General features: G+C 71.7%; 14 protein-coding genes. 6 read left to right on the top strand and 8 right to left on the bottom strand.

Annotated features, from left to right (window positions below; translation table 11 throughout):
* Window positions 1–3 precede the first annotated feature (3 nt).
* The 8 genes from AB0J78_RS10695 to AB0J78_RS10660 all read right to left on the bottom strand — a co-directional run bounded on the left by AB0J78_RS10695 (window position 4) and on the right by AB0J78_RS10660 (window position 10,035).
* Window positions 4–423: a hypothetical protein gene (locus AB0J78_RS10695; RefSeq protein WP_363788556.1), complete on the bottom strand. Its 420-nt coding sequence runs from the start codon at window positions 421–423 to the stop codon at window positions 4–6.
* Window positions 424–520: 97 nt separating this feature from the next.
* A complete protein-coding gene (locus AB0J78_RS10690; RefSeq protein WP_363788554.1) occupies window positions 521–1,207 on the bottom strand; it encodes a sirohydrochlorin chelatase in 687 nt (228 codons plus the stop codon).
* Complete coding sequence (locus AB0J78_RS10685) at window positions 1,189–2,328, bottom strand: uroporphyrinogen-III synthase (protein WP_363788552.1); 1,140 nt, start codon at window positions 2,326–2,328, stop codon at window positions 1,189–1,191. Before AB0J78_RS10685 ends, AB0J78_RS10690 begins: the two co-directional genes overlap by 19 nt.
* A complete protein-coding gene (nirD, locus tag AB0J78_RS10680; RefSeq protein WP_363788550.1) occupies window positions 2,325–2,648 on the bottom strand; it encodes a nitrite reductase small subunit NirD in 324 nt (107 codons plus the stop codon). Before nirD ends, AB0J78_RS10685 begins: the two co-directional genes overlap by 4 nt.
* Window positions 2,645–5,164, bottom strand: a complete 2,520-nt coding sequence (gene nirB, locus AB0J78_RS10675; RefSeq protein ID WP_363788548.1) for a nitrite reductase large subunit NirB — start codon at window positions 5,162–5,164, stop codon at window positions 2,645–2,647. Before nirB ends, nirD begins: the two co-directional genes overlap by 4 nt.
* Complete coding sequence (locus tag AB0J78_RS10670; protein WP_363788546.1) at window positions 5,161–6,576, bottom strand: FAD-dependent oxidoreductase; 1,416 nt, start codon at window positions 6,574–6,576, stop codon at window positions 5,161–5,163. The genes nirB and AB0J78_RS10670 overlap by 4 nt, the downstream gene beginning before the upstream one ends.
* Entirely contained in the window at window positions 6,573–8,648 is a 2,076-nt protein-coding gene (locus tag AB0J78_RS10665) for a molybdopterin oxidoreductase family protein (RefSeq protein ID WP_363788544.1), read from the bottom strand. Before AB0J78_RS10665 ends, AB0J78_RS10670 begins: the two co-directional genes overlap by 4 nt.
* Window positions 8,641–10,035, bottom strand: a complete 1,395-nt coding sequence (locus AB0J78_RS10660) for a nitrate/nitrite transporter (RefSeq protein ID WP_363788542.1) — start codon at window positions 10,033–10,035, stop codon at window positions 8,641–8,643. Before AB0J78_RS10660 ends, AB0J78_RS10665 begins: the two co-directional genes overlap by 8 nt.
* 243 nt (window positions 10,036–10,278) lie before the next feature.
* On the opposite strand from AB0J78_RS10660, the gene AB0J78_RS10655 reads away from it, so the two are divergent.
* From AB0J78_RS10655 to AB0J78_RS10630, 6 genes are all read left to right on the top strand, one after another.
* Entirely contained in the window at window positions 10,279–11,064 is a 786-nt protein-coding gene (locus tag AB0J78_RS10655) for a Sir2 family NAD-dependent protein deacetylase (RefSeq protein WP_363788893.1), read from the top strand.
* A 140-nt stretch (window positions 11,065–11,204) separates the two neighbouring features.
* Window positions 11,205–12,503, top strand: a complete 1,299-nt coding sequence (locus AB0J78_RS10650; RefSeq protein WP_363788539.1) for an NlpC/P60 family protein — start codon at window positions 11,205–11,207, stop codon at window positions 12,501–12,503.
* Window positions 12,504–12,548: 45 nt separating this feature from the next.
* Window positions 12,549–13,121 carry an NTP transferase domain-containing protein gene (locus AB0J78_RS10645; protein ID WP_363788537.1) on the top strand — a complete coding sequence of 191 codons (573 nt, stop codon included), beginning with the start codon at window positions 12,549–12,551 and terminating at the stop codon, window positions 13,119–13,121.
* Between the two features lie 364 nt (window positions 13,122–13,485).
* Window positions 13,486–14,520 (top strand): MoxR family ATPase, encoded by a 1,035-nt coding sequence (locus AB0J78_RS10640; RefSeq protein ID WP_363788891.1) that lies wholly within the window; start codon window positions 13,486–13,488, stop codon window positions 14,518–14,520.
* Between the two features lie 83 nt (window positions 14,521–14,603).
* Entirely contained in the window at window positions 14,604–15,488 is an 885-nt protein-coding gene (locus AB0J78_RS10635; RefSeq protein ID WP_363788890.1) for a DUF58 domain-containing protein, read from the top strand.
* Between the two features lie 2 nt (window positions 15,489–15,490).
* Window positions 15,491–16,471, top strand: coding sequence for a VWA domain-containing protein (locus AB0J78_RS10630; protein WP_363788889.1), 981 nt, complete (start codon window positions 15,491–15,493; stop codon window positions 16,469–16,471).
* The last annotated feature ends 10 nt before the right edge of the window (window positions 16,472–16,481 follow it).

Here is a 16,481-nt window from a genome sequence, read left to right as displayed (position 1 = left end):
CGATTAGGCCGACTCGTCGCCCTGGCGCGCGTTGCGCTGCACCACGGCTGCTCCGATGCCGATCGCGGCGGCGACGGGCCATTCGATGACGCTCAGCGCCGCCGCGGCCGTCAGCCCGCTGTAGAACAGCAGCTGCTCGCGGGAGGGGAGCGCTCCGCGCACGGCGGTCACCGTCGAGGCGACCTCGTTGCGTCCGGGGATCTCGGGCAACGGGATGTGCGTGGTGTGCAGCTGCGCGGTCACGTACGGAACGGGGATCGAAGCGCCCGATGAGTTCGAGGGCTGCTGAGACTTCGAGGGCTGCTGGGACGTCGACTCGGAGCGCGTGGACGTCTTCTTCGTCGAGGACGCCGACGAGCGGCCCTGCTTCGACGTCGGCTGCCTCCGTCCTCGCTGCGCGGATCCGGTGCTCGTGCTCGCCATGGCGACGACCTCCTAGCGGAAGCGACAACCAATCAATGCTACGACGAACGGAGCACGGACGTCGGATGAACGGCCTACTCGCAACCGGATCGGTCGATCATGCCGCGAAGACGTCGTCCTGCACGGCGCAGCGGTAGCGCTGGGCGACGAGGTCGATCACCGCCGGATGAACGCCGAGCGGATCGGCGACCCCGGCGGCCGGGAGATCGGCGACGCGGCGGTGGAACAGTCCCGGTGCCAGCAGGTAGGGCGCGATGAAATCGTCCGGGCCGCACAGCGCCTCGGTCGCCGGGCTCGCCGTGGTGATGTAGCTGGGGGTGAGCCACTGCCCGCAGCGCCTGCCCAGCAGCCGGGCGGCGGTGCGCACGTCCGACAGCGCGCGCTCGTCGGAGGAACCCGCCGCCGAGAACAGCACCCGGTCGCCCGGCCGCCACCCGGCCGCGCGCAGCCGGTCCAGCAGGGCCTCGGTGATCTCCGGTGCCGGCCCCAGCGGCTCGGTGATCGTCACGTCCTCGCGGCGGGTGGCGCCGATCTGCTCGGGCAGGTCGACCCGCACGTGGTAACCGGCCGCCAGGAACGCGGGCAGCGCCACGACCGGGCCGGGTGCGGACGCGAGCGCGTCGGCCACGGTCGGGCCGATGACGTCGACGTAGCCCACGTGCACCGGCACGCCCAGGCGCGCCGAGGTGGCCTCGGCCAGCTCCTCGACCACCCGCGGACCTCCGGGGTCGCGGGTTCCGTGGGCGACCAGCAGCAGCGGCGGGTTCACAGCGGATCTGCGCATCGCGGGGAGTCCTTCATCGGTTCCAGCGGAAGTCGGTATCCGCGTTTGATCACGGTCTGCACCAGCTGCGGCGCGCCCAGCGCCGAACGCAGCCGGGCCACGGCCTGCTCGACCGCGTGCTCGTCGGCGGCCCCTCCGGCGCAGTGCAGCGCCTCGGCCAGCGCGCGTCGCGACACCACGCGGCCCGGTCGTTCGGCCAATGCGCGCAACAACGTCTTCCCCTGCGGGGAGAGCTGTTTGACCTCGCCGTCGAGGATGGCCGCGTGCCCGCGCAGCTGGAGGTCGTGCCCGGCGACCGGAAGAGTCGGCGAGCGCATCGGCAGCGCCTCGCACAGCGAGCGCACCAGTGCGCCGATGCGGAAGCGCTCCGGGATCACCGCCACCACGCCGTGATCGGCCAGCGGCGCGTGCGTCACCGGACCCACGCAGGCCGCCAGCACCGGGCCGCGCAGCGCGGTCAGCAGCTCCTCGCGGCAACCGCGATCGGCGGCCAACGACAGCAGGCTCGCCGCCGCGGGAGCGCTGGTGAAGGTCACCGCATCGATCTGCTGCGCGCACACCGCGGACAGCAGGTTCTCCAGCGCGGTGATGTCGGCCGGGGCCGTCCACCGGTACACCGGGACCTCGATGACCTTCGCCCCGGCGCACTCCAGCGCCTCGACGAAGTCCGGCAGCGGCTGGCCGTGCAGCTGCACCGCGATCCGCAAACCATCCAGCGGTCCGTCGAGGAGGTTCTCCAGCAGTTCCGCCGAGGACTCCGAACCCGGCGACCACGGGTCGGGCAACCCCGCCGCCCGCACCGCGCCACGCGCCTTCGGGCCGCGGGCCAGCAGCCGCGCCGGGGCCAGGGCCGCCAGCAGCTCCGACCCCACGCCCCAGCCGTCGGCCGCTTCCACCCAGCCGCGGAACCCGATGCCGGTGGTGGCGACCACGGCATCGGGCGGCTGCGCGATGCAGGCGTCGGTGACCCGCCGCAGTTCGGTGTCGTCGGACAGCGGCAGGATCCGCAGAGCCGGGCCGTGCACGACCCGGGCACCCCGGCGTTCGAGCAGGGTGCCCAGTTCCTCCGCCCGCCGAGCCGCGGTCACGGCGACGGTGTAGCCGGTCAGTTCTTCGCTCAAGGGAGCGCGACCTCCACGAACGCCTCGCGCCGCCGCACCGGGAACACCGGCAGTCGCGCGTCGGGGTCGTCCAGGCACTCACCCGTGCGCAGCGAGAACACCTGCTTGAGCATCGGCGAGGCCACGGTGGGCTCACCGCCGCGGTCACCGACGATGCCGCGGCTCATCACCCCGGCGCCGCAGAACGGGTCGACGTTGCCCACCGCGAACAGCTGGTCGTCGTGCGTGCGGAACACCGCCACCGGGTGGTCGCCGACGAGCGCCGGAAGACCGTACTCGGGCAGCAGCAGTTCGATTTCGCAGATCTGTTGCCAGTTCACGAGTGCACCTCCTGGTTCAGGGACTGAAATGCGGGCATCGGCAGGCTCACCGGGCCCGGGCGGATCTGTCCGCGTTCCTCGATGAAGCGGATGGTGGGATCCGGGGCGTCCGGGGCGTTGACGAACGAGACGAACCGGGAGAGCTTGCCCGGGTCGGACAGCACGCCCGCCCATTCGTCGGAATAGGTGTCGACGTGGCGCTGCATCGCGGCTTCCAGCTCGGCGGCGATGCCGAGGGAGTCCTCGACGATGACCTCCTTGAGGTGCTCCAGGCCGCCTTCGAGGGATTCCACCCACGCCGAGGTGCGCTGCAGCCGGTCGGCGGTGCGCACGTAGAACATCAGGAACCGGTCGATGAGCTTGATCAGCTGCTCGTCGTCGAGGTCGGCGGCCAGCAGCTCGGCGTGGCGCGGGGTGAATCCGCCGTTGCCGCCGACGTAGAGGTTCCAGCCCTTGTCGGTGGCGATCACGCCGAAGTCCTTGCCGCGCGCCTCGGCGCACTCGCGGGCGCAACCCGACACCGCCGACTTGAGCTTGTGCGGTGAGCGCAGGCCGCGGTAGCGCAGCTCCAGCCGGATGGCCATGCTCACCGAGTCCTGCACGCCGTAGCGGCACCAGTCGTTGCCCACGCAGGACTTCACCGTGCGCAGCGCCTTGCCGTAGGCGTGACCGGACTCGAAACCGGCGTCCACCAGGCGCTTCCAGATCTCCGGCAGCTGCTCCACCCGAGCGCCGAACAGGTCGATGCGCTGCCCACCGGTGATCTTGGTGTAGAGGCCGAACTCCTTGGCCACCTCACCGAGCACGATGAGCTTCTCCGGCGTGATCTCACCGCCGGGCACCCGCGGCACCACCGAGTAGGTGCCGTTGCGCTGGATGTTGGCCAGGAACCGGTCGTTGGTGTCCTGCAGCGCGGCCTGCTCGCCCTCGAGGATGTGGCCGTTGCCGAGGCTGGCCAGGATCGAGGCGACCGCCGGCTTGCAGATGTCGCATCCGCGTCCCGAACCGTGCTTGGTGATCAGCTCGGAGAACGAACCGACGCCGGTGGCCTGCACGATCTCGAACAGCTCCGCCCGCGACTGGGTGAAGTGCTCGCACAGCGCCTTGGAAGTCACGACACCGCATTCGTTCAGCAGCGTCTTGAGCATCGGCACGCACGAACCGCAGCTGGTGCCCGCCTTGGTGCAGGACTTGACCTCGGCGACGTCGGCGAGCCCGTGCTCGGCGATGGCGCAGGTGATCTGCCCCTTGGTCACGTTGTTGCAGGAGCACACCGTCGCGTCGTCGGGCAGCGCACCGGAGTCCACACCGGACCCGGCGGGCAGCAGCAGCTGCTCGGGCGGGGCGGGGAGCTCGCGGTCCACCAGCGGTCGCAGCACCGCGTAGGCGCTGGCGTCACCGACCAGCACACCACCCAGCAGCACCCGAGCGTCGTCGGAGAGCACCAGCTTGGCGTAGGTTCCCGCCGCGTTGTTGGCGTAGACGACCTCCAGCGCGCCCTCGGTGGTGCCGTGGGCGTCACCGAAGCTGGCGACGTCGACGCCGAGCAGCTTGAGCTTGGTCGACATGTCGGCACCGGGGAAGGTGCCCTCGCCCAGTTCCAGCAGCTGTTCGGCGACGCCCTCGGCCATGGTGTAGCCGGGCGCGACCAGGCCGTAGCAGCGGCCGTCGACCGCGGCGCACTCGCCGATGGCCCACACGCCCTCGACGTCGGTGCGGCAGGCGTCGTCGACGAGGAAGCCGCCGCGCTCACCGCGCGTCACACCGGCGATCTCGGCGAGCTCGTCGCGCGGGCGCACACCGGCGGAGAACACGACCAGGTCGGTGTCGATGACGGTGCCGTCGGCCAGCGTCACGCCGGTGACGTGGTCCTCGCCGTCGATGGACTGGGTGGCCGCACCGGCGTGGATGGTCAGACCCAGTTCCTCGACGAGACCGCGCAGCACCTGCCCGCCGCCCTCGTCGACCTGCAGCGGCATCAGCCGCGGCGCCATCTCCACCACGTGCGGCCGCATTCCCAGCAGCCGCAGCGCGTTCGCCGCTTCCAGCCCCAGCAGACCGCCGCCGATGACGACGCCGTCGGCGCCCTCGGTGGCGGAGTCGCGGATCGCGTCGAGGTCCTCGATGGTGCGGTAGACGAAGTTGCCGGGCAGCTGGTGTCCGGGAACCGGCGGCACGAACGGCTTCGACCCGGTCGCCAGCACCAGCGCGTCGTAGGTCAGCGATTCGCCGTCGGCCAGCGTCACCGTGCGGGCACCGGTGTCCACACCGGTCACCGCGGCGTTGAGGCGCAGGTCCACCATCGGGTCGTCGATGACGTCCTGGCCGGTCAGGCTGAGGTCCTCGGCGCTCTTGCCGTCCAGGTAGGACGACAGCGCCACCCGGTCGTAGGCGGGGCGGGGCTCTTCGCCGAGGACGACGATCCGCCAGGTGTTGGCCTCATCGCGTTCGCGGAGCGTTTCAACGAGCCGGTGGCCGACCATTCCGTGGCCGACGACGACGAGCGTGCGAGTCATGCCGCGCCCTCCCTTTCTGATTCGATGCGATCCGCCAACGAGCTGCACAGCCGGCCGACGTCGTCGACGCAGCCACCGCAGCCGGTGGTCGCCCGCGTTGCCCTGGCCAGCTCGGCGACCGAGCGGGCTCCGCCGTGCCAGGCGGTGATCAGGGACTTCTTGGTGACGTTGTTGCAGCGGCACAGCACCGCGTCCTCGGGGAGCTCCACCGGCGCGCCCGGCACCGCGGCCGGGGTGCCCAGCAGCAGCGACAGGCGGTCGGCCGGCATCGGCAGGTCGCGGTCGTGCAGCTGGCTGATCGCCGCGATCGCGGCCGGGAACCCCAGCAGCACGGCGCCGGAGATCCGCCCGGAGTGCAGCGCGAGCTTGGCGTAGCGGCCCCGCGCCGGATCCGAGAGCGTGACGATCTCGGCGTCGCCGGAGTCCAGGGCGCGCACCGAGCCGATGGAGACCAGGTCGATGCCGCGCGCCTTGAGCCGCGTCACCACCCGGGAACCGGAGCAGGCCGCGTCGCGGCCGGCCAGGTGCGCGGCCAGCACCTCGGCCTGCTCCCACGCCGAGGCCACCAGCCCGAGCGTGCTGCCCCGGTGCTCGGCGCAGTCGCCGATGGCGTGGATGTGCGGGTCGCTGGTGCGCAGCCGGTCGTCGACGACCACACCGCGGTTGACCGACACCCCGGCGCGCTGCGCGAGGGTCACCTCCGGCCACACCCCGGTGCAGGCCACCACCAGCTCCGCGGCCGCATCCGAACCGTCGCCGAGGTGCAGCGTCCCGGCCCGGTAGGAGGTGGCCTTGGCCCCGAGGCGGACGTCGATGCCGAGCTTGCCCAGCCGTTCGGCCAGCATCGCGCCGCCGGCCTCGTCGAGCTGGCGTTCCATGAGGTGCTTCTCGCGGTGCACGAGCGTCACCTGGTGCCCGCGCGCCAGCAGCGACCGCGCCGTCTCGACGCCGAGCACGCCGCCGCCGAGCACCGCGACCGGGCCGGTGGCGGCGTCGATGCGCGCGCAGTCGGCGAGGCTGCGCAGCGCCGTGAGCCGGTCCGCGCCCAGGCCCATGATCTCGGGCATCAGCGGCCGCGCACCCGTTGCCAGCACGAGCACGTCGTAACCGAACTCGCGGCCGTCCTCGCAGCGCACCGTCCGCCGCGCGCGGTCGATGTCGGCCACCGCGCAACCCACGTGCACCTCGGCGTCGAGGCCGGGCAGCGACACCGCGGGCCCGGGCAGCGAACCGTCGAGCACCGAACCCAGCAGCACCCGGTTGTACGCCGGCTGCTCCTCGGCACCGAGCACGGTGATCGGCCCGTCGTGGTCCAGCGCGCGCAGCCGCTCGACCAGCCGGTGCGCGGCGGGCCCGTTGCCGACCACGACCACGCGCCCGGCGAGGCGGTTGAGGGGGAGCACGGTGGTCATGGCGCCACCACCTCCCGGTGGGGTTCGATGCGCACCGCGCTGACCTTGAACTCCGGCATCCGGCTGCGCGGGTCCAGCGCGTCACCGGTGAGCAGGTTGGCCCGCCCGTCGCCGGGGAAGTGGAACGGCAGGAACACCGTGTCGGTGCGCATGGTCGGCACCAGCCGCACCTTGGCGATCGTGCTGCCGCGCGGTGAGGTGACGCGTGCCAGCACGCCCTCGGCGAGTCCGGCCCGGGTGGCGGTGTCGGGGTGGACCTCCACGAACGCCTCCGGGGAGGCCTCGTTGAGCTCGGCGACGCGGCGGGTCTGCGCACCCGACTGGTACTGCGCGAGCACGCGCCCGGTCGTCGCGGTCAGCGGAAACACCTCCGCCGGCACGTCACCGGCGTCGCGATGCTCGACCGCCAGGAACTTCGCCCGGCCATCGGCGTGGGCGAAGCCGTCGAGGAAGAGCCTCGGGGTGCCGGGGTGTTCGCCGTCCGGGCACGGCCAGTGCAGCGCCTCGCCGGCGTCGAGGCGCTCGTAGCTGATGCCCGAGTAGTCGGCCTTGCCGCCCGCGGAGGCCCGGCGCAGCTCCTCGAAGACCTCGCGCGGCTGGGTGGGGTAGCGGTGACCGGGTTCGCCCAGGCGGGTCGCGATTCCGTGCAGCACCTCCAGGTCGCTGCGCGCGTGACCCGGGGGCACCTGCAACCGGCGGCGTCGCAGGACGCGGCCCTCCAGGTTGGTCATGGTGCCCTCCTCCTCGGCCCACTGGGTCACCGGCAGCACCACGTCGGCCAGCTCGGTGGTCTCCGAGGGAACGAAGTCGGCCACCACCAGCAGGTCCAGGGACTTCAACCGCCGCACCACGTGCTCGGCGTTGGGCGCCGAGACCGCCGGGTTGGAACCGAACACCAGCAGGGCGCGCGGACCGTCGTCGGAGCCCAGCGCGTCGAGCAGCTCGTAGGCCGAGCGTCCCGGACCGGGCAGCACCTCCGGCAGCACGCCCCAGATCTCGGCGACGTGCTCGCGCGCGGCCTGGTCGGTGATCATCCGGTAGCCGGGCAGCTGGTCGGCCTTCTGGCCGTGCTCGCGACCGCCCTGCCCGTTGCCCTGACCGGTCAAGCAGCCGTAGCCGCCGCCGGCACGGCCCGGAATTCCCAGCGCCAGCGCGAGGTTGATGAACCCGGACACGGTGTCCACGCCCTTGCTGTGCTGCTCGGCACCGCGTCCGGTGAGCACGTAGGCGCTGCCCGCCTCGGCGAGCATCCGCACCGCCTGCCGCTGCTCGGACACCGGAACCCCGGTGACCCGCTCGACCCGCTCCGGCCACCAGGACATCGCCCGTTGCCAGGCCGCTTCGAAGCCGTTGGTGCGCTCGCGGATGTAGTCGACGTCGCTGAACCCGTCGAGGACCGCGATGTGCAGCAGCCCCAGCGCCAGCGCCAGGTCAGTGCCCGGCAGCGGCTGCAGGTGCAGTGCCGCCTGCTCGGCCGTCGCCGTCTTGCGCGGATCGATGACGATCAGCTCCGGCGAGCGCAGGTGCTGCATCAGCGGCGGCATCGTCTCCGCCGGATTCGCCCCGGCCAGCAGCACCACGTCGGCGCCACCGAGGTCGGTCACCGGGAACGGCAGCCCCCGGTCCAGCCCGAACGCCGCCGTCCCGGCCGCGGCGGCCGAGGACATGCAGAACCGGCCGTTGTAGTCGATCTGACTCGTGCCCAGCGCCAGCCGCGCGAACTTGCCCAGCAGGTAGGCCTTCTCGTTGGTCAGACCGCCTCCGCCGAACACCCCGATCGCATCCGGGCCGCGCTCGGCCCGGATGCGATCGACGCCCGTGGCGATGGTGTCGAGCGCGGTGTCCCAGGAAACCGGGACGAGCTCGCCGTCGCGGCGCACCAGCGGGTGGCGCAGCCGGTCCGGGACGTCCAGAAGGGACGGAGCGGTCCACCCCTTCTGGCACAGCCCGCCCTGGTTGACCGGGAAGTCCGTGGGCCGCACCGTAACCCCGCGCCGCTCGCGCGTGAGGCGGGTCCCGCACTGCAGGGCGCAGTACGGGCAGTGAGTGGCCACTGTGCGGACCTCAGGCACGGCCGGCCTCCGCGGTCCGCTTCGCCGGCAGCCCCGCCGGATCCTGACCCGGCTTGAGCGCACCCCGCAGGTACACCGCCCAGGTCACCAGCACGCACACCAGGTAGTAGGCGAGGAACACCGTCAGCGCGGCGTCACCGCTGGCCGCCGCACCGCTGTAGGAGGAGCGGAACGCCAGGTTGATGCCGACGCCGCCCAGCGCGCCGATGGCACCGGCGATGCCGATGACCGCACCGGAGAGGCGACGCGCCTTGGCGAAGGCCGCGACGGCCTCGCCGCCGGAGGTGACCTGGTCCTCGGCCTCCTTGGCGTAGACCGCCGGGATCATCTTGTAGGTCGAGCCGTTGCCGAGCCCGGTCAGCAGGAACAGCACGATGAACGCCGTGACGTAGAGCCCGAACGAGCCCAGCGCGGAGGCCACCAGCAGCACCGCGACCCCGACGGCCATGAGCACGAAGTTCCACGCCGTCACCCGCGCTCCGCCGATCCGGTCGGCCAGCCAGCCGCCCAGCGGTCGCGACAGCGAACCCATCAGCGGGCCCAGGAACGTCCAGCTCGCCGCCTGCAACGGCGTGAAGTCGAACTCGGTCTGCAGCACCAGCCCGAACGCGAAGCTGTAGCCGATGAACGAGCCGAAGGTGCCCACGTACAGGAAGGAGATCCACCAGGTGTGCTTGCTGCCGCATGCCTCCAGCAGCGCTCCCGGCTTGGCCTTGATGGCATCGACGTTGTCCATGAACAGCGCCGCGCACACCGCCGACACCGCGATCAGCGGCAGGTAGATCGCCGCCACGTACGACGGGTGGGTGTTGCCCGCGAAGGCGATCACGAGCAGTCCGACCACCTGGATGGTCGCCACGCCGATGTTGCCGCCACCGGCGTTGAGCCCCAGCGCCCAGCCCTGCAGCCGCTGCGGGAAGAAGATCGTGATGTTGGTCATCGACGAGGCGAAGTTGCCGCCGCCCACACCGGCCGTGGCGCCGATGAGCATGAACACCCACAGCGGAGTTCCGGGCTGCTGCACGAAGTAGAAGGCCAGTCCGGCGGGCACCAGCAGCACCACCGAGCTGAAGATCGTCCAGTTGCGGCCGCCGAAGCGGGTCACCGCGGCCGCGTAGGGCAGCCGCAGCACCGCGCCCACCAGGTTCGGCGTGATCACCAGCAGGAACTTCTCGGACGCCGTGAACGGCAGGCCGATGTCCGGTCCCATGAACAGCACCAGGACCGACCAGATGCTCCAGATGGAGAAGCCGATGTGCTCGGAGATGATCGAGAAGATCAGATTCCTGCGTGCGACGTGCTTACCGGTGGATTCCCAGAGGGCCTCGTTCTCGGGGTCCCACCCCTCGATCCAGCGGCCTCTCGGGGCCCGTGCGTTCGTGTTCAACGCGGCTCCTCTCAACGGGTTGCTCCGAAGGTAGGAACCAGCTGTTTCCCCGGTGCGTGCCGCGCGTTACCGCCAAGAAAAACGGACTTCACATGATCGCTGCGCGCCCGGTCAGAACGGTCGTGACCGGCAACACACGGCGGCCCGGTGCGCCGCCGGTGACCCGGTCCGTGGCACCTTGTGGAGGTGACGGAACGAGCCTCGGGGGCTGACGACAGCGCGACCTGGCAGCGCGTTCGCGAACTGTTCGGCGCCGCCCGGCGCATCACCGCGCTCACCGGTGCGGGCGTGTCGACCGCTTCCGGCATCCCCGATTTCCGGGGCCCGGACGGGGTGTGGACCCGCAACCCGCAGGCCGCCCGGCTCAGCGACATCGACAGCTACCTCGCCGACGAGGACCTCCGCGCGCAGGCGTGGCGCGCCCGCGCCGAGAACCCCGCCTGGCACGCCGAACCCAACGCCGCGCACCGGGCCTTCGTCGACCTCGCCGCCTCCGGGCGCCTCGGCGCCCTGCTGACCCAGAACATCGACGAGTTGCATCAGCGCGCCGGTCTGGCTCGCGACCGGGTGCTGGAACTGCACGGCACCATGCGCCGCACGGTGTGCGTGCACTGCGGCGCCACGGGAGCCATGACCGATGCCCTGCAGCGCGTCGCCGAGGGCGAGCGGGACCCGGACTGCCGCTCGTGCGGCGGCATCCTCAAGTCGGCGACGGTGTTCTTCGGCCAGGCGCTGGACGCCGACGTGCTGCGGGAGGCCAGGCGCGCATCGCTGGACTGCGACCTGTTCGTCGCCGCGGGCACGTCGCTGACCGTCTACCCGGCCGCGGCCTTCGCGGAGCTGGCGGCCAAGGCCGGGACGAAGCTGATCATCTGCAACGCCGAGCCCACCCCCTACGACGAGATCGCCGACGCGGTCCTGCGCGGCCCGCTCACCGAGGTGCTGCCCGGCCTCGCGGCGGCTCCGCTGATCGACTCCGCCGAGCCGCTGCGGACCTGGGGAGATCCCAGCACGTGGGAACAGATGTGACACGAGTGGTTGACGTTGCAAGGGAAACGTCCGTTTCGTGTGGTGCGCCTGGGACAGGAGTGCCAAACTCCGGCTAATTGTGACTCCGTTCGGCCTAAGTTTCGGTACCGAACGGGTGCATCTGCTGGAGGTGACGGGTGTTGTCGACGACGAGAGGCGCACGCAGGATCGGCGTGCTGGTGCTGCTGTGCGCGGTCGGTCTGTCAGCCACCGGCACCGGCGTGGCCGTCCCGCCGCCCCCGCCCAATCCCAGCGACGCCGAGATCCAGGCGGGCAAGGTCGAAGCCCAGCGCACCGCGGGCCAGGCCGGTGAACTGGCCAACCGCCTCGCCGAGGCCGAATCCCGGCTGATCGGCCTGCAGTCGCAGGTCGAGGTGAAGATGGAGGACGCGAACAAGGCCCGCGTCGACCTCCAGCGCGCCGAGGCCGCCTACGGCCAGGCGCGCGCCGCCGCTGACGCGGCCGCCGCCGAAGCGCGCTCGGCGGCGGACCGGATCGAGGCGCAGCGCCACCGGCTCGACCAGTTCGCCGCCAGCAGCTACCGGCAGGGCAGCAAGCTCGGCTCGATCACCGCCTACGCCGGAGCCCGCGACCCGCAGGAGATGCTCGAACGGGCCTCGCTGCTCGACGCCATCAGCGACTCCCAGCTCGACGTCCTCGACGACCTCGAACGCGCGCGCATCGAGAAGGTCAACAAGGACTCCATGACCCGCGCCGCGCTCGACGAGGCCGAGGCCAAACGCCGCTCCGCCGACGAGGCGCGCTCCGCCGCCGAAGCCGCGCAGCAGACGGCGATCCAGGCCCGCGCGCAGCAGGCCGCGCAGTCCCAGGGCCTGCAGGCCGACCGCGACTCCGCGCAGGCCGAGCTCGACGCCGCCCGCTCCCGCGTCACCGGGCTGCAGGCGCAGCGCGCCGACTACCAGGAGTGGCAGGAGGACAAGGCCCGCGAGGAGCAGGCCGCCGCTGCTCAACCGGTCGGCAACGACGACCAGGCGGGCAGCTCCGCACCGGCGGTCTCCGGCGACGTCGAGGCGGTGATCTCGCGGGCGATGTCGCAGCTGGGGATGCCCTACGCGTGGGGCGGTGGCAACTCGCGCGGGCCGACGCGCGGCATCCGGGACGGGGGAGTGGCCGACGCCTACGGCGACTACGCCAAGATCGGCTTCGACTGCTCCGGGTTGATGATCTACGCGTTCGCCGCCGCGGGCGTCTCGCTGGACCACTACAGCGGGTACCAGGCGGAGTCGGGCAAGCGCGTCCCGCTCTCGCAGATGCGCCGCGGCGACATGCTGTTCTGGGACGACGGCGGTTCCATCCACCACGTCGCCCTCTACCTGGGCAACGGCAAGATGGTCGAGGCGCCGTACTCGGGTTCTCGGGTGCGCGTCACCTCGGTCCGCTACGGCGGCATCACGCCCTACGCGGTGCGGGTGCTCTGACGGCCCGGCTGGTCTCCGGACCAGGGGTGCTGCAAGCATTGCCGGGTGGCGGATTTCGCGGCGGTGGTGCTGGCCGGTGGGGGAGCGCGCCGGCTCGGCGGCGTGGACAAGGTGATGCTGCCGGTGCTCGGCCGGACGTTGCTGGACCGCACGCTCGACGCCGTGGCGGGCGCTGATCCCGTTGTGGTGGTCGGTCCCGAACGGCCCGCGGGCTCGCCCGTCCGATGGACGGTCGAGGAGCCGGCCGGGGGAGGGCCGCTCGCGGCGGTGGAGGCCGGGCTGCGCCTGATCGACGACGCCGACGGGCTGGTCGCGATCCTCGCCGCTGATCACCCGCACCTCACCCAGGACACGCTGGTCCGGTTGCGCACCGCGCTGCGCGACGACCCAGCGGCTCGGGGAGCGGTCCTGTCCGAGCCCGGCGGCCGCGCGCAGTGGCTGGTCGGCCTCTGGCGCCTGCGGTCCCTGCGCGAAGCGATGCCCGCGGAAGTCCGGAACCGGCCGGTCCGAGACCTTCTCGCGCCGCTGGATCCACTTCGGATCGACGCCACCACGGCTGAGGTATCCGATGTGGACACCCCGCACGACCTGCGACGGGCTCGTACGCCGGAACGCTGACCACTCCCGTGGTGCCGAATCCGGGGGAGCGCTGCGTCGAATCGTTAACAGCATCTATGACTTCAGTGTCGAGTGAAATTAATGCTCTTCGAGCAAGGCCCAAACCCCGCCAAGACGAGGAGCGGGGCTCAGCTTCACAGGGGTCATACCGCCGATGGGGTTGAGTGGGCGTTCGATGCGCCCCCTCGTGCGCGAGGAGCGAGCGTCGTGCCAGGATCTTGATCGGCCCGAAACGGCCGCATCGACGAGGAGGCTGGGAGAAGTGACCGAGGCCGGCAACGGTGAGAGCGGGGGCGCCGGAGCGGCTGCGGCGCGTCCAGCGGGTCAGGCGGGTTCGTCGAGCACTCCCGCGCGCGACGCGCAGCTGCTCGAACGCACCGTCTTCGAAGTCAAGCGCGTCATCGTCGGCCAGGACCGCCTGGTCGAGCGGATGCTGACCGGCCTGCTGGCCAAGGGGCACATCCTGCTCGAAGGCGTGCCCGGTGTCGCCAAGACCCTCGCGGTGGAGACCTTCGCCCGCGTCGTCGGCGGCTCGTTCTCGCGGCTTCAGTTCACACCCGACCTGGTGCCCGCCGACATCCTCGGCACCCGCATCTACCGGCAGGGCAGCGAGCGCTTCGACGTCGAGCTCGGCCCGGTGCTGGCCAACTTCGTGCTCGCCGACGAGATCAACCGCGCGCCCGCCAAGGTGCAGTCGGCGCTGCTGGAGGTCATGGCCGAGCGGCACGTGTCCATCGGCGGCGAGAGCTTCCCGATGCCCGCACCGTTCCTGGTGCTGGCCACTCAGAACCCCATCGAGAACGAGGGCGTCTACCCGCTGCCCGAAGCGCAGCGCGACCGCTTCCTGTTCAAGCTCCCGGTCGAGTACCCGACCGCGGAGGAGGAGCGCGAGATCATCTACCGGATGGGCGTCACCCCGCCCGAGCCCAACGGGGTGCTCAACCCCGAGGAGCTGATCCGGCTGCAGGACGTCGCCGCCGGGGTGTTCGTGCACCACGCGCTGGTCGACTACGTGGTCCGGCTGGTGGTCGCAACCCGGATGCCCAACGACCACGGCCTGTCCGACATCGCGGGCTGGGTCTCCTACGGCGCCTCGCCGCGCGCGAGCCTCGGCATCATCGCCGCCGCGCGCGCCCTGGCGCTGGTGCGCGGGCGCGACTACGTGCTGCCGCAGGACGTGGTGGACGTCGTGCCGGACGTGATGCGCCACCGCCTCGTGCTGTCCTACGACGCGCTGGCCGACGGCATCCCGGTTGAGCACATCGTCGGCCGGGTGCTGCAGACCGTGCCGCTGCCGCAGGTCTCGGCCCGACCGCAGGGCGGGCAGCAGCAGGCCGCGCCGGTCGGTCCGGCCGTGCAGCCCGGTTACGGCCAGCCGCCGATGCCACCGCACCAGTGAGGGGAGGGGCAGACGTGGCGGCACCCGCGGACTCCGGCGGTGACCGCCCGGCATGGGCGCCACCGGCCCTGGAGACCGGGCGGATGGAGGTCGCGCTGCGCGCTCTGGAGCTGAGCGTGCGCGGTCGGCTCGACGGTCTCCTGCAGGGCAATCACCTCGGACTGGTGCCCGGTCCGGGCAGCGAGCCGGGGGAGGCCCGCGCCTACCAGCCCGGTGATGACGTGCGGCGGATGGACTGGGCGGTCACCGCTCGCATGGCCGAGCCGCACATCCGGCAGACCGTGGCCGACCGGGAGCTGGAGACGTGGGTGGCGATGGACCTGTCGCCGAGCCTGGACTTCGGCACCGCCGCCTGCGACAAGCGGGAGCTGGCCGTGGCGGCGCTGGCCGCCGTCATGTTCCTGACCAGCGGCGGTGGCAACCGCATCGGTGCGGTGGTGGACAACGGCACCGGGCAGCACCGGCTGCCCGCGCGCGGCGGTGCCGCGCACGCCCGGGCGCTGCTGAAGAAGGTCGCCGAGACCCCGCGGGCCCCGGAGGGCACCCGGGGAGATCTGTCCGGACTCCTGGAATCGTTGCGGCGGCCTCCGCGTCGCAGGGGACTGGCGGTGGTGGTCTCCGACTTCCTGGGATCCACCGACTGGCAGCGCGCGCTGCGCGGGCTGGGTGCCCGCCACTCGCTGCTGGCCATCGAGGTGATCGACCCCCGCGACGTGGAGCTGCCCGACGTGGGAACGGTGCTGCTGTCGGACCCGGAGACGGGCCGGCGGCGCGAGGTGCACACGACGCCGGTGCTGCGCAAGGAGTTCGCCGCTGCTGCGGCCGCGCACCGCGAGGACGTGGCAAATGTTCTGCGCAGGGCCGGGTGCGCTCACCTGGTGCTGCGCACCGATTCCGACTGGATCGCCGATGTCGTGCGGTTCGTGATGGCGCGCAAGCGCGGCTGGTCCGGCGGAGGAGCTGGGTGATGTTGAGTCTGACCGGGTTCACCACGCCGTGGTGGTTCCTGCTGCTGTTCGTGGTCGCCGGCCTGGTCGCCGGTTACGTGTGGGCGATGCGGCGCAGGCAGCGGGATTCGCTGAAGTTCTCCAACCTGGAGGTGCTGGACCGGGTCGCCTCGGGCAGGCAGGGCTGGTGGAAGCACGTGCCGCCGGCGTTGCTGGGGGTGGCGCTGATCCTGCTGACGGTGGCGCTGTCGGGTCCGACGGCCGAGCAGCGGATTCCGCGCAACCGGGCGACGGTCATGCTGACCATCGACGTGTCGTTGTCGATGAAGGCCACCGATGTGGAGCCGAACCGGTTGGAGGCGGCGAAGGTCGCGGCCAAGGAGTTCGCCGACAAGCTCACCCCGGGCATCAACCTGGGTTTGGTGTCGTTCGCCGGGACGGCGACGGTGCTGGTCATGCCGACCACGGATCGTTCGAGCGTCAAGCAGGCGATCGACACCCTCAAGCTGGCCGAGGCGACCGCGACCGGTGACGGGATCAACGCCTCGATGCAGGCCATCGACTCGTTCGGCAAGATGGTCGGCGGTCCGGCGGGTGCTCCGCCGGCGCGGATCGTGCTGATGGCCGATGGCGGGCAGACCATTCCGCGGGAGATGGACGCGCCGCGCGGCGCGTACACGAAGGCCCTCGAGGCGAAGAAGGCCAGCGTTCCGATCTCCACGATCTCCTTCGGCACCAAGCACGGCTCGATCGAGATCGAGGGCGAGCAGGAGTGGGTCGAGGTCGACGACGACGCGATGCAGGAGATCGCGCGGTTGTCCGGCGGCGAGTTCCACAAGGCCGCCAGCGCGGAGCAGTTGCGCGAGGTCTACGAGACGCTGGGTGAGCAGATCGGCTACGAGACCAAGCACACAGACGCCAGCAAACCGTGGTTGGTGCTGGGTACTCTCTGCGCGATCATCGCGGCCGGGATCTCGTTGTTCGCCGGTCGGCGATTGCCGTAGCCGACGACAG

The organism is Saccharopolyspora sp. NPDC049426, from assembly GCF_040676935.1.
Lineage (GTDB): Bacteria > Actinomycetota > Actinomycetes > Mycobacteriales > Pseudonocardiaceae > Saccharopolyspora.
The sequence above is the reverse complement of the archived record's forward strand: the minus strand, read 5'-3'. Positions and strand labels throughout refer to the sequence as shown.

What these genes read in the sequence shown, in the direction of transcription:
- AB0J78_RS10695 (WP_363788556.1), bottom strand. Translation starts at nt 423, where the DNA reads ATGGCGAGCACGAGCACCGGATCCGCGCAGCGAGGACGGAGGCAGCCG.
- AB0J78_RS10690 (WP_363788554.1), bottom strand. Translation starts at nt 1,207, where the DNA reads ATGCGCAGATCCGCTGTGAACCCGCCGCTGCTGCTGGTCGCCCACGGA.
- nirB (WP_363788548.1), bottom strand. Translation starts at nt 5,164, where the DNA reads ATGACTCGCACGCTCGTCGTCGTCGGCCACGGAATGGTCGGCCACCGG.
- AB0J78_RS10670 (WP_363788546.1), bottom strand. Translation starts at nt 6,576, where the DNA reads ATGACCACCGTGCTCCCCCTCAACCGCCTCGCCGGGCGCGTGGTCGTG.
- AB0J78_RS10635 (WP_363788890.1), top strand. Translation starts at nt 14,604, where the DNA reads ATGGAGGTCGCGCTGCGCGCTCTGGAGCTGAGCGTGCGCGGTCGGCTC.